At 71.5% G+C, this 23,339-nt stretch carries 16 protein-coding genes; 7 read left to right on the forward strand and 9 right to left on the reverse strand.

The window, feature by feature from the left end; all coding sequences use genetic code 11:
• Positions 1-451 precede the first annotated feature (451 nt).
• From K7957_RS19545 to K7957_RS19575, 7 genes are all read right to left on the reverse strand, one after another.
• On the reverse strand, positions 452-2,032 hold the full coding sequence (locus K7957_RS19545) for an aldehyde dehydrogenase (NADP(+)) (RefSeq protein WP_223014494.1): 1,581 nt from the start codon (positions 2,030-2,032) through the stop codon (positions 452-454).
• Positions 2,033-2,290: 258 nt separating this feature from the next.
• Positions 2,291-3,601: a xylose isomerase gene (xylA, locus tag K7957_RS19550; RefSeq protein WP_223014496.1), complete on the reverse strand. Its 1,311-nt coding sequence runs from the start codon at positions 3,599-3,601 to the stop codon at positions 2,291-2,293.
• Positions 3,602-3,629: 28 nt separating this feature from the next.
• The gene (gene xylB, locus K7957_RS19555) at positions 3,630-5,069 is read right to left on the reverse strand and encodes a xylulokinase (protein WP_223014498.1); all 1,440 of its coding nucleotides are present in this window, start codon (positions 5,067-5,069) and stop codon (positions 3,630-3,632) included.
• A gap of 143 nt (positions 5,070-5,212) precedes the next feature.
• Positions 5,213-6,373, reverse strand: a complete 1,161-nt coding sequence (locus K7957_RS19560) for a glycoside hydrolase family 43 protein (RefSeq protein WP_223014500.1) — start codon at positions 6,371-6,373, stop codon at positions 5,213-5,215.
• A 112-nt stretch (positions 6,374-6,485) separates the two neighbouring features.
• On the reverse strand, positions 6,486-7,733 hold the full coding sequence (locus K7957_RS19565; protein ID WP_223014502.1) for an MFS transporter: 1,248 nt from the start codon (positions 7,731-7,733) through the stop codon (positions 6,486-6,488).
• 202 nt (positions 7,734-7,935) lie between these two features.
• Complete coding sequence (locus tag K7957_RS19570; RefSeq protein WP_223014504.1) at positions 7,936-9,000, reverse strand: LLM class flavin-dependent oxidoreductase; 1,065 nt, start codon at positions 8,998-9,000, stop codon at positions 7,936-7,938.
• Positions 8,997-9,893 (reverse strand): aldo/keto reductase, encoded by an 897-nt coding sequence (locus K7957_RS19575; RefSeq protein WP_223014506.1) that lies wholly within the window; start codon positions 9,891-9,893, stop codon positions 8,997-8,999. The genes K7957_RS19570 and K7957_RS19575 overlap by 4 nt, the downstream gene beginning before the upstream one ends.
• Before the next feature lie 30 nt (positions 9,894-9,923).
• Here K7957_RS19575 and K7957_RS19580 point away from each other — a divergent pair, with 30 nt between their 5' ends.
• The 4 genes from K7957_RS19580 (at position 9,924) to K7957_RS19595 (ending at position 14,034) form a co-directional block, all read left to right on the forward strand.
• The gene (locus tag K7957_RS19580) at positions 9,924-11,012 is read left to right on the forward strand and encodes a Gfo/Idh/MocA family protein (protein ID WP_223014508.1); all 1,089 of its coding nucleotides are present in this window, start codon (positions 9,924-9,926) and stop codon (positions 11,010-11,012) included.
• The gene (locus tag K7957_RS19585; protein ID WP_223014510.1) at positions 11,009-12,376 is read left to right on the forward strand and encodes an FAD/NAD(P)-binding protein; all 1,368 of its coding nucleotides are present in this window, start codon (positions 11,009-11,011) and stop codon (positions 12,374-12,376) included. The genes K7957_RS19580 and K7957_RS19585 overlap by 4 nt, the downstream gene beginning before the upstream one ends.
• 192 nt (positions 12,377-12,568) lie before the next feature.
• Positions 12,569-12,982: an acyl-CoA thioesterase gene (locus tag K7957_RS19590; protein ID WP_223014512.1), complete on the forward strand. Its 414-nt coding sequence runs from the start codon at positions 12,569-12,571 to the stop codon at positions 12,980-12,982.
• A gap of 53 nt (positions 12,983-13,035) precedes the next feature.
• Entirely contained in the window at positions 13,036-14,034 is a 999-nt protein-coding gene (locus tag K7957_RS19595) for a sugar kinase (protein ID WP_223014514.1), read from the forward strand.
• 124 nt (positions 14,035-14,158) lie between these two features.
• Here the strand turns inward: K7957_RS19595 and K7957_RS19600 are convergent, their stop codons facing one another.
• Positions 14,159-14,746 (reverse strand): alpha/beta hydrolase, encoded by a 588-nt coding sequence (locus K7957_RS19600; RefSeq protein ID WP_223014516.1) that lies wholly within the window; start codon positions 14,744-14,746, stop codon positions 14,159-14,161.
• A 180-nt stretch (positions 14,747-14,926) separates the two neighbouring features.
• Here K7957_RS19600 and K7957_RS19605 point away from each other — a divergent pair, with 180 nt between their 5' ends.
• The 3 genes from K7957_RS19605 to K7957_RS19615 all read left to right on the forward strand — a co-directional run bounded on the left by K7957_RS19605 (position 14,927) and on the right by K7957_RS19615 (position 19,851).
• Positions 14,927-16,063 carry a thiolase family protein gene (locus tag K7957_RS19605; protein ID WP_223014518.1) on the forward strand — a complete coding sequence of 379 codons (1,137 nt, stop codon included), beginning with the start codon at positions 14,927-14,929 and terminating at the stop codon, positions 16,061-16,063.
• A gap of 1 nt (position 16,064) precedes the next feature.
• Entirely contained in the window at positions 16,065-18,392 is a 2,328-nt protein-coding gene (locus K7957_RS19610) for a 3-hydroxyacyl-CoA dehydrogenase/enoyl-CoA hydratase family protein (RefSeq protein WP_223014520.1), read from the forward strand.
• 157 nt (positions 18,393-18,549) lie between these two features.
• Entirely contained in the window at positions 18,550-19,851 is a 1,302-nt protein-coding gene (locus K7957_RS19615) for an OmpP1/FadL family transporter (RefSeq protein ID WP_223014521.1), read from the forward strand.
• Positions 19,852-20,077: 226 nt separating this feature from the next.
• On the opposite strand, the gene K7957_RS19620 is transcribed toward K7957_RS19615, so the two are convergent.
• Entirely contained in the window at positions 20,078-23,290 is a 3,213-nt protein-coding gene (locus K7957_RS19620) for a helicase-related protein (RefSeq protein ID WP_223014522.1), read from the reverse strand.
• Between the last annotated feature and the right edge of the window lie 49 nt (positions 23,291-23,339).

Raw genomic sequence — 23,339 nt, forward strand, 5'->3', positions numbered from 1 at the left:
CGTCATCCTGAGCCCGTCTCAGGATCCACTGGCCCGCGGGCGCCGCGGCCTCCGAGAGTGCGGCACGGTGGATCCTGAGCCAAGCTCAGGATGACGCCGGGAGGGGGGAGCCGTGCCGCTGCACGGGACGGCGGCGAGGGCGAGCGCCCGAACAGGTGCGCTCGCCGCGCGCCCTCTCCGCGCCTCTGCGCGAACAAACCTTCTCGCGCGAGGACGCGAAGGCGCGAAGCATGGACGCGCGGCACGATCACCGCGTGAGCGACACCTTCGCGTCCTCGCGTCTGCGCGTGAGATGAACTCGCGCGGAGGCGCGGAGGGGCGGAGAGGCGCGCGCGGGGCAAACCTCGAGGTGAGCGTGCCTGCGGCACGGGTCTTCTCCGCGCTGATGCGCCCTAATGAGAAGGGCGGCCCCGCAGGACCGCCCTCGCACATTCCAGCTCGATCGACCAGCTTACCGCGGCGACGCCTCTCGCTTGCCGTCCATCCGCCGCGCCACGCCCCAGGGGTTGGCGTCCGCCAACGCCTCGGGCAGCAGCGACGCGGGCAGGTTCTGCAGACTGACCGGGCGCAGGAAGCGGTAGATCGCCGCGGTCCCAACCGACGTGGTGCGGCCGTCGCTCGTCGCCGGGAAGGGGCCGCCGTGCACCATCGCGTGGCTCACTTCGACGCCCGTCGGCCAGCCGTTGACCAGGATGCGGCCGACGCGATCGGCAAGCACCGGGATCAGCGTCTTGGCATCGGCCTCGTCCTCGGCGTCGAGGTGTAGCGTCGCGGTGAGCTGGCCCTCGAGGCTGGCGATCACCTGGCGCACCTCGTCCATGTCGCGGCACGCCACCACGATCGAGGACGAGCCGAACACCTCATGCCCCAGCGCGCGGTCGGCGAGGAAGCTCGCCGCCTCGGCGCGGAACAGCGCGCCGACCGCCTGGTTGACACCCTCGCCGACCTTGCCGCGCGCCACCGTCGTCACCGCGCTGTGGCGTGCCAGCGCCTCCACGCCCTGCTCGAAGCTGGCATGGATGCCCGGCGACAGCATCGTCGCGGGCGCGCTCTCGGTCAGCGCGCGTCCCGCCGCGGCGACGAAGGCGTCGAGCGCCTCGCCCGCGATCGCGAGCACGAGGCCCGGATTGGTGCAGAACTGCCCCGCGCCCATCGTCAGCGACTGGACATAGGCGGGCGCCAGCGCCTCGCCGCGCGTCTCGAGCGCGTGCGGCATGATGACGACCGGGTTGATGCTCGACATCTCGGCATAGACCGGGATCGGCTCGGAACGCGACGCCGCGATCTTCACCAGCGCGAGCCCGCCGCCGCGCGAGCCGGTAAAGCCCACCGCCTTGATGCGGCGATCGGCGACCAATGCCTCGCCGAGGCGGTTGGTCTCGCCCGGCAGATAGGAGAAGACGCCCGCGGGCAGGCCGGCCTTGTCGACCGCGGCGCGGATCGCGCGCGCCACCAGCTCGCCCGTGCCGGGGTGCGCCGGATGGCCCTTGACCACTACCGGGCAGCCGGCGGCGAGCGCCGAGGCGGTGTCGCCGCCTGCGACCGAGAAAGCGAGCGGGAAGTTGGAGGCGCCGAACACCGCCACCGGACCGACCGCGACGTTCATCCGACGCAGGTCGGGGCGCGGCAGTGGCTGGCGGTCAGGCAAAGCGGGGTCAATCGTGGCGTCGAGCCAGTCGCCCTGACGCACCACCTGCGCGAACAGCTTGAGCTGGCCGACGGTGCGGCCGCGCTCGCCCTCGAGCCGCGCGCGCGGGAGACCGCTCTCCTGCTGCGCGCGCTCGATCAGCTGGTCGCCGAGCGCGACGATCTCGTCGGCGATCGCTTCGAGGAAGGCGGCGCGATCCTCGGGCGCGGTCGCGGCATAGGCCGGAAAGGCCGCGGCGGCGAGTTCGCAGGCGTCAGCGACCGCGTCCGGGCCGGCCGAGGAGAAGGTCGGGGTGAGGGGCGCGCCCTTCGCCGGGTCGACCGCGGTGAACCGCGCCTCGGCCTGGCGCAGCTCGGCACCGATCAGCATCGCTCCGTCGATCATGGAAATCCTCGCCTTTGGGGAATTAGTCCGACATATTTAGGCGTCGAGGGTAGGGGGCGCAAGCCTGGGTGGAGTTGCGGCCTACCTACTCCCTCGCTGTTCCCCGGCGAATGCCGGGGCCCAGGTGGGGGAGGTTTGTTGGTCTCACCCCGGTCTTTCCGACTGGACCCCGGCTTTCGCCGGGGAACAGGCCGGATGTTAGACTGTCACGTCACTGTGTGGAGAGGCGGGGCGACTCACACCGTCCCACCGTCACCCTCAGATGAAGCGGTTGAGCAGGTTCTCAATCCGCTCCTGCTGGCCCGAGCGCGGCCGCGGGTCGACGTTCTCGCGCTCGGCGAGATCGGCGATCCCGGCGAGGTCGAGGCTCGACACCTGCTGGCCGAACGCGGCGTCCCAGCCGGCGTAGCGGTCGCGCTTGATCGAATCGAGCCGGCCGTCCTCGATCAGCTTCGCCGCGTTGAGCAGCCCGCGCGCCACCGTGTCGATGCCGCCGACATGACCGTAGAACAGGTCGGTCGCGTCGATCGACTGGCGCCGCACCTTGGCGTCGAAGTTGAACCCGCCGGTGGTGAAGCCGCCCGCACGGATGATCTCGAGCATCGCCAGCGTCAGTTCCTCGACCGAGTTGGGGAATTGGTCGGTGTCCCAGCCGTTCTGCGGATCGCCGCGGTTGGCGTCGATCGAGCCGAAGATGCCGAGCGCGTTGGCGGTGGCGATCTCATGCTCGAAGGTGTGGCCCGCGAGCGTGGCGTGGTTCGCCTCGATGTTGACCTTGACCTCATTCTCGAGACCGTAGCGCTTGAGGAAGCCGTACACCGTGGCGGTGTCGAAGTCGTACTGGTGCTTGGTCGGCTCGTGCGGCTTCGGCTCGATCAGGATGGTGCCGTCGAAGCCGATCTTGTGCTTGTGCTCGACGACGAGGCTGAGGAAGCGGCCGAGATTGTCGAGCTCGCGCTTGAGATCGGTGTTGTGCAGCGACTCATAGCCCTCGCGACCGCCCCACAGCACGTAGTTCTGGCCGCCGAGCCGATGCGTCGCCTCGAGCGCGTCGCGCACCTGCACCGCGCCGAAGGCGAAGACCTCGGGGTCGGGATTGGTCGCGCCGCCGGCGGCGAAGCGCGGGTGGCTGAACAGGTTGGCCGTGCCCCACAGCAGCTTGCGGCCCGACGAGGCCTGCAGCTTCTCGAGATGATCGACCGCCTCGGCGAAGAAACGGCGATGCTCGGCGACGCCGTGCGCGTCGGCCATCACGTCGACGTCGTGGAAGCAGTAATAAGGCACGTCGAGCTTGGCGAAGAAGTCGAACGCCACCTCGCGCTTCTGCGCCGCGGCGGCGCTGTCGTTGGCGCCGGCGTGCCACGGGCGGTTGAAGGTGCCGCCGCCGAACACGTCCGAACCGGGCCAGCAGAAGGTGTGCCAGAAGCAGGCGGCGAAGCGGAGATGGTCCTCCATCCGCTTGCCGAGCACGACGCGGTCCTTGTCGTAGAAGCGGTAAGCGAGCTCGTTGTCGCTGTCGGGGCCCTCATATTTGATCTGAGGGATGTCGGCGAAGAAGTCGGTGGGCATCGATAGCTCCTCTAGGCGGATACGAAGATCAGGGTTTGATGCGGGGGTAGGCGTCGCGGAAGGCGGCGCGCTTGGGGGCGAGCCGGTCGACCAGCGCGGCGTCGGGCGTAACGATATGGCTAATCGGCGGCGCGACGCAGACCTCGGCGGGCATGCCGCCGTCGACGGCGAGCTGCGCCAGCCGCGCGGCGCCCATCGCCGGACCGACCTCGCCGCCCTTGAGATAGGCGAGCTCGACCTCGAGCGCGGCGGCGAGCGTCTCGCCCCAGTAGCGCGAGCGCGCGCCGCCGCCGATCACCGACAGCCGCTCGACCGCGGTGCCCGACTCGCGGAGCACGCGCACGCCGTCGGCCAGCGCGAAGGCGACGCCCTCGAGCACCGCCTGGGCGAGCCGCTCGGACGTGGTGTCATGGTCGAGCCGCAGGAAGCCGCCGCGCACTTGCGCATCGTTGTGCGGCGTGCGCTCGCCCGAGAGATAGGGGAGGAACAGCTCGGGGCCGTTGCCGACGCCCGCCGACTCCGCGCGCGCGAACAGCTCGGCCGCACCCGCCGCGCCGATCAGCCGTGCCGCCCAGTCGACGCAGACCGCAGCGGAGAGATGCACCGCCATCTGATGCCACAGGTTCGGCAGGCAGTGGCAGAAGGCATGGACCGCGGCCGCCGGGTTGGCGCGCAGCTCGGCGGTGGCGACGAAGATCACGCCCGAGGTGCCGAGCGACAGCAGCGCGTCGCCGTCCTTGACCACGCCGACGCCCGCCGCGCCCGCGGCATTGTCGCCGCCGCCGCCCGCGACCGGTACCTGGTCCATGCCCCAGCGCTCGGCGATCTCGGCGCGCAGCCTGCCGGCGACGTCGCTGCCCTCCACCGCGCGCGGCATCTGCTCGCGGCTGAGCCCGGTCGCGGCGAGCAGGTCGTCGCTCCAGTCGCGCTTCGCCACGTCGAGCCACAACGTGCCGGCGGCGTCGGACACGTCGCTCGCTTTCTCGCCGGTCATGCGCAGCCGGACATGGTCCTTGGGCAGCAGCACGGTGCGGATCGCGGCGAAGACCTCGGGCTCGTGGTGCGCGACCCAGAGAAGCTTGGGCGCGGTGAATCCGGGCATGGCGAGGTTGGCGGCGACCTGGTGCAGCTCGGGCGCCTTGGCCTCCAGCTCGGCGCACTCCGCGAAGGAGCGCCCGTCGTTCCACAGGATCGCGGGGCGCAGCGGGCGGTCGTCGGCGCCGAGGAGCGTCGCACCGTGCATCTGGCCGGCGAGCCCGATGCCGCGCACCGAGCGGCGCACGTCCGTCGGAAGCGCGCGCACCGCTGCCTCGGTCGCCTGCCACCATGCCTCGGGGTCCTGCTCGGACCAGAGCGGGTGCGGGCGCTGCACCGTGAGCGCGGCGGTGCCCTGCGCGACGATCGCGCCCGCGGGGTCGATGACGACCGCCTTCACGCCCGAGGTGCCGATGTCGATGCCGAGGAACATAGTGACTTAGCCTTCGGATGCGGTGGTCGTGCCCCGGCGGAGGCCGGGGCCCAGGTGGGAAGGCGGCTGCAAGTCGGCTCGCACGTCCCGTAACAGGGCCCCGGCCTCCGCCGGGGAACAGCTTGGCCGTACTGCCGCCCGCCTCACTTCACGAACGGGTCGATCGTCGGGATCGTGCCGTCCGGGTTGAACGTGAGCTCGGTCATCTTGACGTTGCGGAGGTGGTTCTTCCCCGACAGCTGGGTGTCGGCATAGAACAGCCACCATCTGCCCTTCCACTCGACGATCGAGTGGTGCGTGGTCCAGCCCTGCACCGGCTTGAGGATGTGCCCCTTGTAGGTGAACGGGCCGTACGGCGTCTTGCCGATCGCGTAGTTGAGGAAGTGCGTGTCGCCGGTCGAGTAGGTGTAATAATATTGCCCGCCGCGCTTGAAGACCCAGGAGGCCTCGAAGAAACGCTTCTCATGGTCGCCGCCGAGCACAGGCTTGCCCTTCTCGTCGAGGATCACCGCATCGCGCGGGGTCTCGGCGAAGCTCTTCATGTCGGCGTCGAGCTTGGCGACCTTGCCGGTGAGCGCGGGCTGGTCGTCCTGCTTGAGGTCGGTGTCGCTGCCGTTGGGATCGTACTTGCCGTCCTTCCAGCGCTGCAGCTGGCCGCCCCAGATGCCGCCGAAATACATGTACGACGTGCCGTCGGCGTCGGTGAACACCGCCGGGTCCATCGAATAGCTGCCCTTGATCGCCTCGGGCTCGGCCTTGAACGGGCCCATCGGGTTGTTCGAGGTGGCGACGCCGATGCGGAACGCGCCCAGCCCGTTGCGGTCCTTGGTGCGGTCGCGCGCGGGGAAATAGAGGTAATAGGTGCCGTTCTTGAAGGCGGCGTCGGGTGCCCACATCTGCTGCGACGCCCAGGGCACGTCCTTCACGTCGAGCGCGACCGGGCCGACCGTGACCTTGCCGCCGGGCTCGTCGAGCCGCAGCACGCGATAGTCGCGCATGGCATATTGGTTGCCGAGATCGTCGTCCTTGGTCTTGGTCGGGATATCGTGGCTGGGATAGACGTACAGCTTGCCGTCGCCCCAGACGTGCGCCGAGGGATCGGCGGTGTAGATGTCGCGCACCAGCGGTTGTGACAGGTACGAGCGACCGTCGGGCGCGCGCTCCTGGTTCCAGCCGGCGGTCTCGGCGGTCGCGTTGTTGCCCGCGGCGGCGGAGGTGCTGTCCTGCGACGAGCAGGCGATCAGCGGCAGCGATGCGAGCGCGGCGAGCAGCAGCGGGCGGGCGGTGGATCGGGATGGGCGCATTCGGGCGTTCTCCTCTCGGTTCGCAGCGGATCTACGCCCGCGTCAGCGATAGAGTTAGCGCTACCATGCGACGTGCGCAACAGCTTTGATCGTGTGATCGCGTGACGTTAGGTCAGGCGCGGGACGTCGCACTCGCCGTACGCAGCGCGGCGCCGAGCAGCAGCACGATCCAGCCCAGCGCCAGCAGGTATGACATTCCGGCGAACAGCAGCAGCGGCAGGTAGCCGAGCCCCGCCGCCAACACGACGCCCGCCGCCTTTGAGATCACCACGCCACCGACATTGCCGCTGAACGAGCCGAAGGCGGTGACCCGCCCGACCTTATGCTGCGGCACGATGTCGGCGATCAGCGCGAACAGGTTGGTGGAGAAGGCCTGATGCCCCGCCAGTGCGAGCGCCATCAGCGCCACCGCGGCGGGATAGCTCGAGGTCGCCAGCGCGAGCGGCACGGGCAGTACGCACAGCGCCGCCGCCAGCATCACGCCGCGGCGCACCGCCCAGGCGCGATGCCCGAGCGCGAGCAAACGAGTCGCGACTCCGCCGCCGAGCAGCGAGCCGAGCGCGGCGCCGCCATAGGCCAGCGCCAGCGGGACGCCGAGCTCGACCCCGCTCAGCCCGAAGCGGCGGTGGAAGAAGTCGGGCAGCCAGAACAGCAGCAGCCACCAGGTTGCGTCTGACAGCAGCTTGGCGCCGGCGACTGCCCAGGTGCGCCGCTCGCGCAGGATCGGGCCATAATCGACCGGCGCAGATGCGCCCGGGGCCGCGACGGGCGAGTCCAGCCGCAGCCCGCGCGTGGCGACCAACCAGGCCAGCACCCAGCCGAGCCCGATCACCCCGGCCGCGGCGAAGGTGCCGCGCCAGCCTAGCAGCAGCGCCGCGGCGGGGATGGCGAGCGGCGCGAGGATCGCGCCGAGGCTGCTCGCCGCGTTGCTGACGCCGAAGCCGGCCGAGCGCCACGCCGGCGGCAGCACCGCGGCGACGGTCTTGGTCGCGGTAGGCGTGCCCATCGCCTCGGTCGCGCCGAGCGTGACGCGGACCAGCACGAACTCGACCGTGGTGCGCGCCCAGCCGTGGAGCAGCGCGGCGACGCTCCACGCCGCGACGCCGACCGGGTTGGCCCATTTCACCCCGAGCCGGTCGGCGATCCAGCCGGTGACGAGGAAGCCACCCGCCGCGCCGGCCTGGAACCAGGCGGCGAGCGTGCCGTAATCGTCGTCGCTCCAGTTGAGGTCCGCGGCGATCTGCGGCTTGAGCACCGCGATGATCTGGCGGTCGACCAGGTTGAGCACGCCCGCGGTGATGACCAGCGCGAAGAGCAATGCGCGACGGGCGGAGTGGAGATCGGCGAGGGTACGGGTCAAGTCGAAGGAGTCCGCTGACCCGCCGCCCGCTCCGTCATCCCGGACCTGTTCCGGGGTCCACTCATCCGCCCCTGCCGCGAGCGCAGGTAAAGCGGCTCAGTGGACCCCGGAACAAGTCCGGGATGACGGGGGAAGGGATGAGGGTCGAGAAATGACGCGCGCCTCGGCCCGGTCATCTCGCGAACGCCCCGCCGCACCGCGCTCACCGCGCCAGCGGCGCGTGGTCGAGCCGCGGCAACACGTGGCGCGCGAACAGGTCGGCCTCGGCGGCGTGCGGATAGCCCGAGAGGATGAAGGCGTCGATGCCCTCGGCGCGATAGGCCTCGAGCTTGGCGAGCACCTGGTCGGGGTCGCCGACGATCGCGGCGCCACAGCCCGAGCGCGCGCGGCCGATGCCGGTCCACAGATTGGCCTCGGCATAGCCGTCGTCGCTGCCCTCGCGCAGCTCGGCCTGCCGCCGCACGCCGGCCGACTGCGAGTCGAGCGAACGCGCGCGGATCGCGGCGCCGGTGGCGTCGTCGAGCCGTGACAGCAGCCGGTCCGCGGCGTCGCGCGCCTCGGCTTCGCTCTCGCGCACCACGACATGGACGCGATAGCCGAAGCGCAGCGTCCGCCCCTTCGCCGCGGCGCGCGCCCGCAGATCGGCGATGATGCCGCGCACGCCCTCGATCGTGTCGGGCCACATCAGATAGACGTCGGCCTGCTCGGCCGCGGCGTCGCGCGCCGCCTCGGACAGGCCGCCGAAATAGAGCAAAGGGCAGCGCCCCAGCGTGGTGGTGACGCCGGGCGGATCGAGCTGGAGCTGCCAGAACTCGCCCTGATGGTCGAGCGACTTGCCGTCGAGCAGCGTGCGCAGGATCTGCATCGCCTCGACGGTGCGGCGATAGCGCGGCGCGCTCTCCAGCGTCTCGCCGGGCAGGTCGCTCGAGATGATGTTGACGGTCAGCCGGCCGCCCAGCATCCGGTCGATCGTCGCGATCTGGCGCGCGAGCTGCGGCGGCCAGCTCTCGCCGACGCGCACCGCCATCAGCAGCCACAGGCGACGCAGCAGCGGCGCGATGGCCGCGGCGAAGGCTGTGGTGTCGATCCCGAGCGTGTAGCCCGAGGGCAGCAGGATATTGTCGAAGCCGCCGCTCTCCGCCTGGAGCGCGATGTCGCGGCAATGTTCCCAGGACGAGCGCAGCCGCTCGTCGGGAACGCCGAGGAACTCATAATCGTCGTCGCACAGCGCCGAGAACCAGCTCACCTCGCACGGCGCGCGCGTCATGGCAGTTTCTCCCCGGTGCCGGCCTCGAGCACGGCGTACCAGCGCGCGCGCGTCCACTCGACCTTGTAGGCGTCCGCGGCGGCGCGCAGCCGCGCCGGGTTCTGCGAGCCGATGATCGGGATCACCCGCGCGGGATGCGCCATCACCCAGGACAGCGCCGCGGTGGCCGCGTCGACCCCGAACGCGGCGCCCTGCTCGGCCAGCAGCCGCCCCGCCGGGTGCGACGGGTCGGCCAGCCGCCCGCCGCCGAGCGGTGACCAGGCGAGCACCGCGAGGTCGAGCCGCATCGCCTGGTCGAGCACGCCGTCGAACAATGGCGCGGCGCGCAGCGGCGAGAACTCGGGCTGCGTGCTCGCCAGCGGCAGCGCGAGGAAGGACTGGAGCGCCTCCAGCTCATGCACCGAATGGTTGGACACACCGAGCGCGCGCACCTTGCCGCTCTCCACCATCCGGGTCAGGGCGGCGGCGACCTCCTGCGGGTGGGTGAGGAAGTCGCGGCGGTGGACCTGATAGAGGTCGATCACCTCGACGCCGAGGCGGCGCAATGAGTCGTCGAGCGCGTCGGCGAGATAGTCGGCGCCCGAATTGTACGGGATGCCGGGCCGGATGCCGCCTTTGGTCGCGATCACCATGGGGTCGCGCAGCGCGCGCTCCTCGGCGAGCGCGCGGCCGAACAGTTCCTCGGCCGAGCCGAAGCCCGCCGGCACGTCGGCACCGTAGATATCGGCGGTGTCGAACAGCGTGATCCCGGCCTCGAGCGCGGCGTCGATCAGCGCGCGCACCGGCCCGGTGTCGTCGCCGGCGAGACGCCACATGCCCCAGGCGAGCGGTGAGACGGTCAGCCCGCTCTTGCCGAGCGGGCGCGGTTGGTTCGATAGGCGCAGCGTCGTCATCCGCGGCGGCATGGCACAGGGTTGGACGTGATGGTAGCCGAGATCAGGTACGGATTGGTCGGCACGGGCATGATGGGGGTCGAGCACCTCCGCAACATCGCGCTGGTGCCCGGCGCGCGCGTCGTCGCCCTCGCCGATCCGGTGCCGACCTCGCTCGGCTGGGCGCGCGACGCGCTCGACGACGCCGCGGTGGGCGCGACCGCGTATGATTCGGCCGGGGCCCTGGCGCGCGACGCCGAGGTCGATGCGATCGTGATCGCCTCGCCCAACCACACCCACCGCGCCGTGCTGGACCCGCTGTTCGCCACCGACGCCGCGATCCTGTGCGAGAAGCCGCTCGCCACCACGCTCGACGACGCGCGCTGGATCGTCGATCGGGCCGCGGCGCGTGCGGCACCGTTCTGGACCGGCATGGAATATCGCTTCATGCCGCCCGCCGCCGCCTTCATCGCGCAGGTGCACGCCGGGCGGGTCGGCGCGCTGCGCATGCTGTCGATCCGCGAGCACCGCTTTCCCTTCCTCGGGAAGGTCGGCGACTGGAACCGCTTCGCGCGCAACACCGGCGGCACGATGGTGGAGAAATGCTGCCATTTCTTCGACCTGATGCGCGTCATCACCGGCGCCGAGCCGGTGCGGGTCCACTGCTCGGGCGCGATGGACGTCAACCATCTCGACGAGCGCTACCGCGGCGAGCGGCCCGACATCATCGACAACAGCTTCACCACGGTCGATTTCAGCAACGGCGTCCGCGCGATGCTCGACCTGTGCATGTTCGCCGACGGCGCCGAGCACCAGGAGGAGATGAGCGCCACCGGCGACGCCGCGCGGCTCGACGTACTGATCCCGCCGGGCGAGCTGGTCTTCTCGCCGCGCACCGGCTTCGGCAACCCCAAGCGAGTGGAGCGCGCCACCGTGGCGATCGACCCGGTCGCGCACGCCGCCGGCAGCCACGAGGGCGCGACCTATTACCAGCATCTCGCCTTCGCCGCCGCGGTGCGCGGCGAGGCGCCGGTGCAGGTGAGTGCGGAGGACGGGCTGCGCGCGGTCGCGATCGGGGTCGCCGCCGAGATCAGCGCGCGCGAGCACCGCGTCGTCGAGATGAGGGAGCTGGGGTTGTGAGCCTCGTCCAGCCTGGCGACCACGTCGCGATCGTCGGCGGCGGCTTCTCGGGCACGCTGCTGGCGATCAACCTCGTCCGCCACGACGGCCCCCGCGCCACGCTGATCGAGCGCCGTCCCGCCCAGGTCGCGCGCGGCGTCGCCTACAGCGCGGCGCACGACGAGCATCTGCTCAACGTCCGCGCCGGCAACATGAGCGCGCTGCCCGACGATCCCGACCATTTCGTCCGCTGGCTGGAGGGCGAGGGGCTGGGCGAGCGCACCACCTTCGTGCCGCGCAAGATCTACGGCCGCTATCTCCGCGCGATGCTCGAGGAGGCCGCCGCGGCCAACCCCGAGCGGCTGACGCTGGTGACGGGCGAGGTCTGCGCGCTCGACTGCGACCCGCGCGGCTTCACACTGACACTGGCCGAGGGCGGGCGCGTGGCGGCCGATGTCGCGGTGCTCGCGCTTGGCAACCTCCCGCCGCACGGCCCGCCCGGGCTCGACCCCGCGACGCTGCCGGACGGCTGCTACCGCGCGGATCCCTGGGCGGGCGACATCGCCGAAGGGCTGTCTGATGACGACGAGGTGGTGCTGGTCGGCACCGGACTCACCGCGATCGACGCCGCACTGCTGCTCGATGCGGCAGGGTTCCGCGGCCGCATCCTCGCACTGTCACGCCGCGGCCTGGTGCCGCGCCGCCACGCCGACGGCGCGCCGCGACCGGGGCTGAGCGAGCGGCCCGCGGCGACGCTCTCGGCGCTAGTGCGCGCGGTGCGCGACCGCGCCGAGGCGATCGGCTGGCGCGCCGCGGTCGACGAGCTGCGCCCGGTCACCCAGATGATGTGGGGCAGCGCCGACGCGGCGACGCGCGCGCGCTTCCTCCGCCACCTGCGGCCCTATTGGGACGTGCATCGCCACCGGCTCGCGCCCGCGGTGGCGGGTCGGATCGACGCGCTGGTGGAGGCGGGGCGGCTGCGCTTCGCCGCGGGCAGGCTGGTCGGGGCGGAGGCGGACGGCACCCAGGCGCTGCTGCGCTGGCGCGCGCGCGGCGGCGAGGCGGTGACGACGACGCGCGCGGCGCGCATCGTCAACTGCACCGGCCCGCAGGGCGACCTGCTGCGCTCGCGCGAGCCGCTGATCCGCCAGCTGCTCGCCGCGGGGATGATCCGACCCGACGAGCTGCGGATCGGCCTCGACGTCGACCGCCAGTCGCGCGTCGCCGCCGCCGATGGCGGAATCAGCGACCGGCTCTACTGCATCGGACCGATGACCCGCGGCGAGCTGTGGGAGGTGGTGGCGGTGCCCGACATCCGCCAGCAGAACTGGACGCTCGCGCGCCGCCTCGCCAACGCTCAATGGGTCGGCGGCGAGGGCCTGTGAGTAGCCGTGCTCCTGCATAGGCAGGAGCCTGGAGCGCTCAACGCGGCGTTCAGCGCATCAGGGTTGTCACGTCCGCGGCAGCGCGCGAGCGTCCGGATTGGCGCGTCATAACAATGCAGCGCGGGTCACCGGCGCATTGTGCGGCGCGGCGCGATCCCGTACGGTCGGCGTTCGCCACCGGAAGACCGACTCATGACCGCGCACGCGCACGAATATCCCGTTCATGTCGCGGACGAGGACATCGATTTCATGGGCCACGTCAACAACGCGGTCTACCTCAAGTGGGTCCAGGCCGCGGTGATGGACTATTGGGAGCGGGTCGCGCCGCCCGAGGCGGTGGCGCAGCACCTCTGGGTCGCGCTCAAGCATGAGATCACCTACCGGCGCCCCACCTTCCTCGAGGACGGCATCGTCGCCGAGGTGATCGCGGAGAAGGCGCAGGGCGCACGCACCTTCTTCAGCACGATGTTCAAGCGCGGCGAGGAGATCGTCGCCGAGGTGAGCAGCGTGTGGTGCTGCCTCGACGCCGCGACGCAGCGCCCGGCGCGGCTCGCCAAGGACGTGATCGCGCGCTTCGTCGCCGAGCCCGGCACCGCGCGCGGTTGACGCCGCCGCCCCCAGCCCCGACACACGGCGGGACAACGGGGTAGGGGAGAGCGATGGGCAGGCTGCTGGCATTCGGCGAGGTGATGCTGCGGCTGTCGCCGCCGGGGCGCGAGCTGCTGCTCCAGTCGCCGCGGCTCGATGTCTGGGTCGCGGGCGCCGAGGCCAATGTCGTCACCCAGCTCGCCTGCCTGGGCCACGACGTCGCCTTCGCCAGCCGCGTGCCCGACAATGATCTCGGCCGCGCCGCGCTGCGCACGCTGCGCGCGCACGGCGTCGACGTCTCGCCTGTCGCGCTCGGCGGCGAGCGCATCGGGCTCTATTTTGCTACCACCGGCGCGGGCCTGCGCGCGACCGAGGTGGTGTACGACCGCGCTCACTCCGCCTTCGCCGAGGCACCGGCCGAGTCCTGGGACTGGGACCGGCTGCTCGACGGCGTCGACCGGCTGCATCTCTCCGGCATCACCCCAGCGCTCGGGCCCATACCGGCGCGCAGCGCGGTGGCCGCGGCCGAGGCAGCGGCGGCGCGCGGCATCGCGGTGTCGTTCGACGGAAATTGGCGCGGCAAGCTGTGGGCGCGCTGGAACGGCGACCCGCGCGCGATCCTCGGCGACATCGTCCGCCACGCTGACCTGATGTTCGGCAACCACCGCGACGTCGCGCTGCTGCTCGGCCGCGACGATCTCGCCGGCGACCCGCGCCGTGCCGCGGAGGCCGCCTTCGACGCCTTCCCTACGCTGCGGACGATCGCCTCCACCGCGCGGCACGTCGAGCACGTCGACCTCAACCGACTGTCCGCGCGCATCGACACGCGCGAGGGGGCGGTCGAGAGCGAGGAGGTGGTGCTCGCCGGCATCGTCGACCGTATCGGTGGCGGCGACGCCTTCGCCGCCGGGGTGCTCCACGCGCTACGTCGGGGTGAGAATGCCGAAGCGGCGGCGCGGAGCGGGCTGGCGCTCGCGGCGCTCAAACACTCGCTGCCGGGCGACGCGGGGCTGTTCCGCCAGGCCGACCTCGACGCCTTCCTGGGCGGCGAGCTCGACGTACGGCGCTAGGCGCCTGACGGGACGGCGCCGGGCTCCTGCACACGCAGGAGCCGAGTGTTCCTCACGCCGACGCCCGCGGCTCCGGGCTTCCGCGTGCGCAGGCGCACGGCTCGAGCGGCTCGGCGAGCGTCCGCTACCGTCGCCCGATCAGTGCCTCAGCGCGCGCGACCTCGTGCGCGGCGACCTGATGGGTGACGCGAAGGAACAGTCGCTGCGCCTGCTGCCATGCGCCGCGATCGTCCGCGACGCTGCGCACGCGCCGGCCGGCGACGAGCTGGCTGCCCCAGGCGTCGAGCGTCGAGCGGATCGCCGCCTCGTCATGCTGCGGCTGGATCACCACCGAGGGGAAGGGCAGCGGCGTGCCCGGCGAGGCGAACAGGCCGGGGTCGCCGTCGGCGCCGATCTCCTCACCGCGCGGGGCGAACAGCAGCGCGCCCGCGATCCGCGACACATAGTCGGCGGGCGAGAGCCGCCCCCACCAGGCGCTAGCGGCGCAGCCCAGTCCGTCCGCGATCAGCAGCACCGGACGCTGCGTCGCGCACACCGCCTGGTCGACCTTTGCCGCCCAGATCTTGCGATCGGCACGCGATCGTACCGTGAGGGGCAGCGCGCGCGGATCGTCGGCGGGCCAGCCGAACATCGTCTTCCAGGTCGGCACCGGACGCGCCGAATCGTTGATCGCGAGCACGGCGAACGGGCCCGAGTCGGCGATGGCGAACATGATCGTCTCCCACGGCATCGGTATCGACAGGCTAGGCTAGCCGATCGCGGGAGCGAGTCCAGATGCACTTGGCATCGCAGCAGTTCTTCTATCATCGCCGCGTGGCGGCACGACAAGCTTGAGCCCGCATTGACGTTGACGTAAGCGGCATCCAACGAACTCGGACTCGAGAGGAATGAGATGAGCAACGTCGTGATCGCCGGCTACGCCCGGTCGCCCTTCCAGCTCGCGGGCAAGGGCGAGCTGGCGCGGGTCCGCCCCGACGACCTCGCCGCGCAGGTGATCCGCGGGCTGCTGGAGAAGACGAAGGTCGATCCCGCCGCGATCGAGGACATCATCCTGGGCTGCGCCTTCCCTGAGGGCGAACAGGGGCTCAACGTCGCGCGGCTGGTCGGTTTGCTCGCCGACCTGCCGCTGTCGGTCGGCGGCATGACGGTGAACCGCTTCTGCGGCTCGTCGATGAGCGCGATCCATATCGCCATGGGGCAGATCCAGATCGGCGCGGGCGAGGCGTTCATCTGCGCCGGGCTCGAGTCGATGAGCCGCATTCCGATGGGCGGCTACAATCCGCTGCCCAGCCCCGAACTCGCCGCCAAGAGCCCGGGCGCGTACATAGGGATGGGCCAGACCGCCGAGAATGTCGCGCAGCAGTATCAGATCACGCGAGCCGAGCAGGAGGCCTTCGCAGTAAAGAGCCAGCAGAAGGCCGCCACAGCGCGCGCCGAGGGCCGGCTCGCCGAGGAAATCGTGCCGATCCGCACCAAGAAGGGGGAGGTGACGCAGGACGGCATCATCCGCCCGGAGACTACCGCCGAGGTGCTGGCCGGGCTCAAGCCCGCGTTCAGCGCGGACGGCTCGGTGACCGCGGGGACGTCCTCGCCGCTCACCGACGGCGCCAGCGCGGTGCTGGTCACTTCGGAGGCGTTCGCGGCGAAGCACGGGCTCAAGGTGCTGGCGCGGATCGTGTCGGTCGGCGTGGCGGGCTGCGCGCCCGAGACGATGGGGCTGGGGCCGATCGGCGCCTCGAAGAAGGCGCTGGAGCGCGCCGGGATCGCCGCGGGCGACCTCGACGTGGTCGAGATCAACGAGGCCTTCGCCAGCCAGGCGATCGCCTGCATCCGCGACCTGGGTCTCAAGGAGGAGACGATCAACCTCGACGGCGGCGCGATCGCGATCGGCCACCCGCTCGGCGCCACCGGCGCGCGCATCGTCGGCAAGGCGGCGGCTTTGCTCGAGCGCGAGGGCGGCCGCTTCGCGCTGGCGACGCAGTGTATCGGTGGCGGGCAGGGTATCGCCACGGTGCTGGAGCGGGTGTGACATGAGCGAGGCTGTGAAGAAGGTCTGCGTCATCGGCGCGGGCGTGATGGGCGCGGGCATCGCCGCGCAGGTCGCCAACGCCGGCGTGCCGGTGCTGCTGCTCGACATCGTGCCCAAGGACGCGACCGACCGCGACGCGGTGGCCAAGGGCGCGGTAGCGAAGATGCTCAAGACCGAGCCCGCGCCGTTCATGTCGACCGCCGCGGCGCGGCTGGTCGAGATCGGCAACATCGACGACCATCTCGACCGGGTCGCCGAGTGCGACTGGATCGTCGAGGCGATCGTCGAGCGGCTCGACATCAAGCAGGCGCTCTACGCGCGACTCGAGAGGCTCAAGCGGCCCGGGACAGCGGTCAGCTCGAACACCTCGACGATCCCGCTCGGCCATCTCGTCGCGGGCCGGTCCGAACAGTTCCAGCGCGACTTCCTGATCACCCACTTCTTCAACCCGCCGCGCTACATGCGGCTGATCGAGATCGTCCGCGGCGAGCAGACGGACGCCGCGGTGGCGGAGAAGGTCGAGGTCTTCGTCGATCGCTTCATGGGCAAGCGCATCGTCCGCGCCAAGGACACGCCGGGCTTCATCGCCAACCGTATCGGCACCTATTGGCTCGCGGTCGCGGTCAACGCCGCGCTCGACCAGGGGCTGACGGTCGAGGAGGCGGACCAGATCGGCGGGCGGCCGATGGGCGTGCCCAAGACCGGCATCTTCGGGCTGATCGATCTCGTCGGGATCGACCTGATGCCGCTGCTGTCGAAGAGCCTGTCCGCGACGCTGCCCGCGGGCGACCCTTATTTCGCGACGGTGCGCGCGCTGCCGCTGGTCGATCGCATGATCGCGGAGGGCTATACCGGCCGCAAGGGCAAGGGCGGCTTCTACCGGCTCGACAAGCGCCCCGACGGCAGCCGTGCCAAGCTGGCGATCGATCTCGTCGGCGGCGACTATCGCCCCGAGCAGAAGCCGGTCGCGCTGCCGCCCGCGGCGGAGAAGGACCTCGCCGCGCTGGCGACGGTGCCGGGCAAGGTCGGCGTTTATGCCTGGACGATCCTCGGCCAGGTGCTGAGCTACGCCGCGATGCTGGTCGGTGAGGCGGCGGACGACGTGGTCGCGATCGATGACGCGATGAAGCTCGGCTACAATTGGAAGTTCGGGCCGTTCGAGCTGATCGATCGGCTCGGGCCGGGCAGGTTGGCCGAGCGGCTGCGCGCCGATGGCCGCGCCGTGCCCGCGATCCTCGACGTCGCGGGCGAGCGGCCGTTCTATCGCGTCGAGGGAGGGGTGCGGCAGTATCTCGGCGGCGACGGCGCGTACCACGACGTACCGCGCGCCGAGGGCGTGCTGCTGCTCGAGGACGTCAAGCGCCGCTCGGCGCCGGTCGCGACCAGTGCCTCGGCGTCGCTGTGGGACGTCGGCGACGGCGTGCTCTGCCTCGAGTTCACCGCGAAGATGAACGCACTCGACGGCGAGGTCGCCGCGCTGATCGAACAGGCGGTGGCGCTGGTGCCGGGGCGCTACAAGGCGCTGGTGATCTACAACGAGGGCAGCAATTTCTCGGCGGGCGCCAATCTCGGCTTGGCCTTGTTCGCGGTGAAGGCGGGTGCCTGGGCCGAGGTGGAGAAGCTCGTTGCCGCCGGGCAGCGCGCGTTCAAGGCGCTGAAATACGCGCCCTTCCCGGTGGTGAGCGCGCCCTCGGGGCTGGCGCTGGGCGGTGGCTGCGAGGTGCTGCTCCACTCCGACGCGGTGCAGGCGCATGCCGAGAGCTATGTCGGGCTGGTCGAGTGCGGCGTCGGGCTGGTGCCCGGCTGGGGCGGGCACGGCGAGCTGCTCGACCGGCTCGCCAAGCTGCCGACGATGCCCAGGGGGCCGATGCCCGCGGTGATGAAGGCGTTCGAGCTGATCTCGACCGCGCAGGTCTCCAAGTCCGCGGCGCAGGCCAAGGAGATGGGCTTCCTGCGCGCGAGCGACGGCGTGACGATGAACCGCGACCGGCTGCTCGCCGACGCCAAGGCGCGCGCGCTGGCGCTGGTCGACGGCTACCGGCCGCCCGAGCCGCCGGTCTATCGCCTTCCCGGCGAGAGCGGGCGGGTGGGCATCGCGGGTGCGGTCGCCGACTTTCACCGCAAGGGCGTCGCGACCGACTATGACGTGGTGGTCGCGGGCCGGCTCGCCGAGGTGCTGACCGGGGGCGAGGCCGACCTGGTCGATGTGGTGAGCGAGGAGCAGCTGCTGGCGCTCGAGCGCGCGGCGTTCCTGGAGAGTGCGCGCGACGAGCGCACGCACGCTCGGGTCGAGTCGATGCTGATGACGGGCAAGCCGCTGCGGAATTAGGCTTGAGCGACGTGCCGCCTGGCCCCGGGTTCCTGCGTGCGCAGGAACACGGCGGTCGTGGAAGTTCGGCGGCTCCACCACACACTTTCCTTCACCGCGCATTCAGCCGCGCTGGTCGCAGGCAGATCACAGAAACGTCACAATGAGAGGTTCGCCCATGTCCCCGTCGAAGAAGCTCGCGCTCTCGCTCACCGCCGCTGCCGGCGCGCTGGCGAGCACCGGCGCCGCGTACGCCCAGGCCTTCTACCTGCAGGAGCAGGCGGCGCGCGCCGCGGGCCGCGCCTTCTCGGGCGAGGCGGCGGACACTGGCGCGGCGTCGCTATGGTGGAACCCGGCGGCGATCGGCGGGCAGGAGCGCGCCGAGGCCACCGTCAGCGCCTCGGTGATCCTCCCGAAGGGCAAGGTGACCAACAGCAATACGCTGATCCGTCGCCCCGGCGGCACCTTCGCGCCCGTAGGCGGCGACAGCATTTCGGAGGACCCGATCAACAACGGCGTGCTGCCCTCGGGCGCGGTCGCGGTGCCGCTGACCGACCGGATCGCGGTGGGCCTCGCGGTAACCTCGCCCTACAGCTTCACCACCGACTACAGCGGCGATAGCTGGGCGCGCTACAGCGCCGACCGCACCTACCTGCGCACCTTCGACATCCAGCCCTCGGTCGGCGTCGCGGTGACCGACTGGCTGCGCGTCGGCGGCGCGGCCAACGTCGAGCATGCCGAGGCGAGCCTCACCAACGCGCTGCCCAACTTGTCCGCCGCGCTGCCCGACGGCAGCCAGAAGCTCGCCGGCGGGGGCTGGGACGTGGGCTGGAGCGCCGGCTTCCAGATGCACAACGACTGGGCGACCGTCGGCGTCAGCTACAAGTCGTCGATCAAGCACAACCTCAAGGGTGACCTGACCGTCAGCGGCCTGCTCGGCCCGCTCGCGGCGAACAACCGCGCGATCAACGGCGTCGACGCGAGCTTCTCCACGCCCGCGCAAGTGATCGTCGGCGGGCGCTTCCGCGTTACCCCAGCGCTGACGCTCAACGCGCAGACGATCCGCTACACCTGGGAGAAGTTCGACGCGATCCGGCTCGGGGCGCCGGTCAATGCCGCGCTGCCGGAGAATTATCGGAGCACGTGGAGCTACGCCGGCGGCGTCGACTATGCCGTGTCGCCGCGGCTGACGCTGCGCGGCGGCGTGCAGCGCGCGCTGACGCCGACGCGCGACGGCGAGCGCGACGCGCGCGTCCCCGATGCGAACCGCTGGAACTACGCGCTGGGCGCCTCCTTCGACGTGACGCCGAGCTTCTCGCTCGACCTCGCGGGCAATTACGTCGACTTCGCTGACACGACGATAGACCGCACCACCGCGGCCTATGCCGGCACGGCGGCGCAGACGCCGGTGCTGGTCAACGGCACGTTGACCGACGCGCGCGCGCTGGTGTTCTCGGCGGGCGGGCGCGTGCGGTTCTGAGGGAGAAGGGGAGACGCGGCCGTCATGCGACCGCTGCCCCCGCCTTCCTTCGTCATCCCTGCGGAGGCAGGGGTCCAGATACGCGATCCTTGCGCCTCTAGCGTTGAAATCAGCGTATCTGGATTTCCGCCTTCGCGGGAATGACGGTTGTGGGGCAGAGGTAGACGGAAGGGTCCGGCGGCAGGCGCGCCACTCGCAGGACGAGCTGTCGCACCGCCGGACCCCCTCACTCCTGCGCCAGCTCCCGCAGCAGCGCTCCAGCGCGTTCTAGCCGCGCATCTGGGGCATCGATCCGCTCGCGCAGCAACAGCCGGCGCTCCTTCGCCTCCAGCCCGTGCGCGGCGGCGTCGACCTGCACATCCGGCCGCGGCGTCAGAGCGATCGCCGCCGGTCCCGCGGCCACCGCCGCGATACCCGCCGCGCGTGCGTCGACGCGCAGCCGCGCCACCGCCAGCAACGCCCGCGCCTCGTCCGGCATCGCGCCGAAACGATCCTCCAACTCTTCCTCCAGCGCGTCGAGCGCCTCGCCCCCGTCGATCCGCGCCAACCGGGCGTAGAGCGTCACGCGTATCTCCTCGTCGCGGATCCAGCTCTCGGGCAGGCGACCGCCCACCTCAAGCTGCAGTTCGGGCGTCCAGCGCTCCACCTCCTCGCCGCGCGCACGGCGCAGCGCGCCCTCGAGCAGTTGCTGGTAGAGGTCGATCCCGATCAGCTTCATGTGACCTGCCTGGGTGTCGCCTAGCAGGTCGCCCGCCCCGCGCATGTCGAGATCGCGCGCGCTGATCGCAAATCCCGCGCCGAGCCGGTCGAATGCCTCCAGCGTGCGCAGCCGCTTCAGGGTGCGCGGCGCGATCTCATGCTCGGGATCGGTGACCAGCATGACGTGCCCACGCCGTGCCCCGCGCCCGACCCGCCCGCGCAGCTGGTGCAGCTGCGACAGGCCGAAGCGGTCGGCGCGCCAGATCACCATCGTGTTGGCGCGCGGCACGTCCAGCCCCGCCTCGATGATGTTGGTGGCGAGCAGCACGTCGCCGTCGCCGCCGGCGAAGCGTACCATCGCCTCGTCGATCTCGGCCGCGGGCATCTTGCCGTGTGCCTGCACCAGCGACAGTTCCGGGACGAGCCGCGCCAGCTTGTCGGCGATCCCCGCCATGTCCTCGATCCGCGGCACCACCACGAAGCTCTGCCCGCCGCGCGCGCGCTCGCGCAGCAGCGCCGCGCGCAACATCTCGGGATCGAAGTCGGCCACCGCGGTGCCAATCGGCTGGCGTCGCGCCGGCGGGGTGGCGATGATCGAGAGCTGCTGCAACCCGACCAATGCGCTCTGCAGCGTGCGCGGGATCGGTGTCGCGCTCAGCGTCAGCACGTGGCCGGCGGAGAGCGAGCGCAGCTTTTCCTTGTCGGCGGCGCCGAAACGCTGCTCCTCGTCGATCACCACGAGTGCGAGGTCGTGATAGTCGACGCCCTTGCCCGCGACCGCGCCGGTGCCGATCACGACCCGGATCGAGCCGTCTGCCAGCCCGGTCTTGACGCGTTTCTTCTCCGCCGCGCTGCTCAGCCGCGACAGGCCCGCCACCTCGATCCCGAGTGGTTCGAAGCGGCGCGCGAAGCTCTCCTGATGCTGACGCGCCAGCACCGTCGTCGGCGCCGCGATCGCGACCTGCTTGCCCGCCAGAGCGGCGATCGCGGCGGCGCGTAGCGCGACCTCGGTCTTGCCATAGCCGACGTCGCCGATGATCAGCCGGTCCATCGGCCTGCCCGAGGCGAGATCGTGGCGCACCGCCTCGATCGCGCGCGCCTGATCGGCGGTCTCGGTGAAGGCGAAGCCGGCGGCGAAACGCTCATAGGCGGCGGCCTCGGGCTCGAGCACCGGCGCCTCGCGCGCGTCGCGCTCGCGCGCGAGCTCGGTGAGCTGGCGCGCGCTCTCGGCGATCGTGGCGTCGATCTCGCCGCGGCGCTTCTGCCAGCTCGACCCGTCGAGCCGGTCGAGCGTCACGGCATCGGCGTCGGCGCCGTAGCGCCAGATGCGGTCCGCCTCGGCGACGGGCACCAGCCGCAAGCCGTCGTCGGCATAGCCCAGCTTGATCGCGTCGCCATCCTCCTCGCCCGGCAGCCGCTCGAGCCCGAGCACGACACCGATGCCATGCTCCTCGTGGACGACGACGTCGCCGACGCGGATCTCGCCGGTCTCGAACAGCGCGAGGTCGGCGGGCGCGGTGGCGAGGCTCTCGCGCTCGGCGCGGCTGCCGAGCAGGTCCGCGGCGGCGACCGCGACGACGCCCTCGCGCCGGAAACCGTGGTCGGCAGGCAGTGCAAGCGCGACGAGCGCGCCCTTGGTCGCCTTCGCGACGTCGGCCCAGGAGTCGACCGTGGCGATCTCGTCCTTGAGCGCCTTGGCGACACGGCGGCGCAGGAAGCGCAGGTCGCGCTCGCTGCCGAGCAGCGCGACACGCTCGCCCTCGTCGCGCGCCGTGCGGGCGAGCTTGGCGAAGGCGCGCAGCGGCGCCTTATGCTCGACGAATCGCGGCGGCGGATCACCGGCGCGGTCGACGCTGGCCTGGTCGCGCGCGGCGAGTGCCGCGTCCCACTCCGCTTGCTCGACCACGTCGACGAGCGAACGGTGCGGCGACCGCTTGGCGGTGTCGGCGGCGAGCGCGAGGAAACGGCGTCGCCGCTCCTCGGCGGCGGGACCGATCACGACCAGCGCGTCGGGGAGATGATCGAGCAGGGTGATGGTCGCGCCGGACGTCTCTGCGGAAGACGCGGTTACCTCCGGCTCCGACACGCGCCCGAGCTCGCGCTCGTCCAGCTCCTCGGTCGTGCGCTGGTCCGCCGGATCGTAGCTGCGCAGGCCGACGACCTTGCCCTCGGCCACCTCGATCCGAAGCGGCTGCGGCGCGTCCGCGGGGAAGACGTCGAGCACCTGGCCGCGCAGCGCCACCTCGCCGGGCTCGTCGACGCGCTCGTCGGCGACATAGCCGATCGCGATCAGCGCTTCGTAGAGCTCCGCGAGATCGAGCACCGCGCCGCGCTTCACCGTCGGCGGCTCGGCCTCGAACGCCGCGGGGGAGGGATAGCCGCGTGCCAGCGCCTCTCCGGTCGTGACGCAGGCGACGCGCGACCGTTTTCCCTTCTTCTTCGTCAGCAGCCGCAGCCGCCGCAACGCCGAGACACGTTGGCCGACGTTGGCGGGTGAGGCGGCGGCCTTCTCGCCCGGCAGCGCGTCGCTGCCCGGGCAGAAGATGACGCAGGCCTCGGGCATCGCCACGGCGAGCGCGTGCGCCAAGGAGAGACCGCGGGCCTCGTCCACGGTGGCGACGAACAGGTCACGCTCGCCCAGCAGCTCGGCCAGTGCGGCGGCGCTCTCGGCGATGCCCAGCTGGGGCGTCGGCAGCGGGTCGGTCAGCGCGGGGAGCGCTGCCGCCTCAGTCTCAGTCATTCGGCTAAACCCCTGAAGTTAGGGGGCGGAACGAGCCTGCGGGGGCGGC

The organism is Sphingomonas yunnanensis, from assembly GCF_019898765.1.
Taxonomy (GTDB): Bacteria; Pseudomonadota; Alphaproteobacteria; order Sphingomonadales; family Sphingomonadaceae; genus Sphingomonas; species Sphingomonas yunnanensis.

Coding starts and splice junctions, on each gene's coding strand:
- K7957_RS19620 (WP_223014522.1), bottom strand. CDS start 23,290: ATGACTGAGACTGAGGCGGCAGCGCTCCCCGCGCTGACCGACCCGCTG.
- K7957_RS19610 (WP_223014520.1), top strand. CDS start 16,065: ATGAGCGAGGCTGTGAAGAAGGTCTGCGTCATCGGCGCGGGCGTGATG.
- K7957_RS19575 (WP_223014506.1), bottom strand. CDS start 9,893: ATGACGACGCTGCGCCTATCGAACCAACCGCGCCCGCTCGGCAAGAGC.
- K7957_RS19590 (WP_223014512.1), top strand. CDS start 12,569: ATGACCGCGCACGCGCACGAATATCCCGTTCATGTCGCGGACGAGGAC.
- K7957_RS19570 (WP_223014504.1), bottom strand. CDS start 9,000: ATGACGCGCGCGCCGTGCGAGGTGAGCTGGTTCTCGGCGCTGTGCGAC.
- xylB (WP_223014498.1), bottom strand. CDS start 5,069: ATGTTCCTCGGCATCGACATCGGCACCTCGGGCGTGAAGGCGGTCGTC.
- K7957_RS19600 (WP_223014516.1), bottom strand. CDS start 14,746: ATGTTCGCCATCGCCGACTCGGGCCCGTTCGCCGTGCTCGCGATCAAC.
- K7957_RS19580 (WP_223014508.1), top strand. CDS start 9,924: ATGGTAGCCGAGATCAGGTACGGATTGGTCGGCACGGGCATGATGGGG.
- K7957_RS19615 (WP_223014521.1), top strand. CDS start 18,550: ATGTCCCCGTCGAAGAAGCTCGCGCTCTCGCTCACCGCCGCTGCCGGC.
- K7957_RS19595 (WP_223014514.1), top strand. CDS start 13,036: ATGGGCAGGCTGCTGGCATTCGGCGAGGTGATGCTGCGGCTGTCGCCG.
- K7957_RS19545 (WP_223014494.1), bottom strand. CDS start 2,032: ATGATCGACGGAGCGATGCTGATCGGTGCCGAGCTGCGCCAGGCCGAG.
- K7957_RS19560 (WP_223014500.1), bottom strand. CDS start 6,373: ATGCGCCCATCCCGATCCACCGCCCGCCCGCTGCTGCTCGCCGCGCTC.
- K7957_RS19605 (WP_223014518.1), top strand. CDS start 14,927: ATGAGCAACGTCGTGATCGCCGGCTACGCCCGGTCGCCCTTCCAGCTC.
- xylA (WP_223014496.1), bottom strand. CDS start 3,601: ATGCCCACCGACTTCTTCGCCGACATCCCTCAGATCAAATATGAGGGC.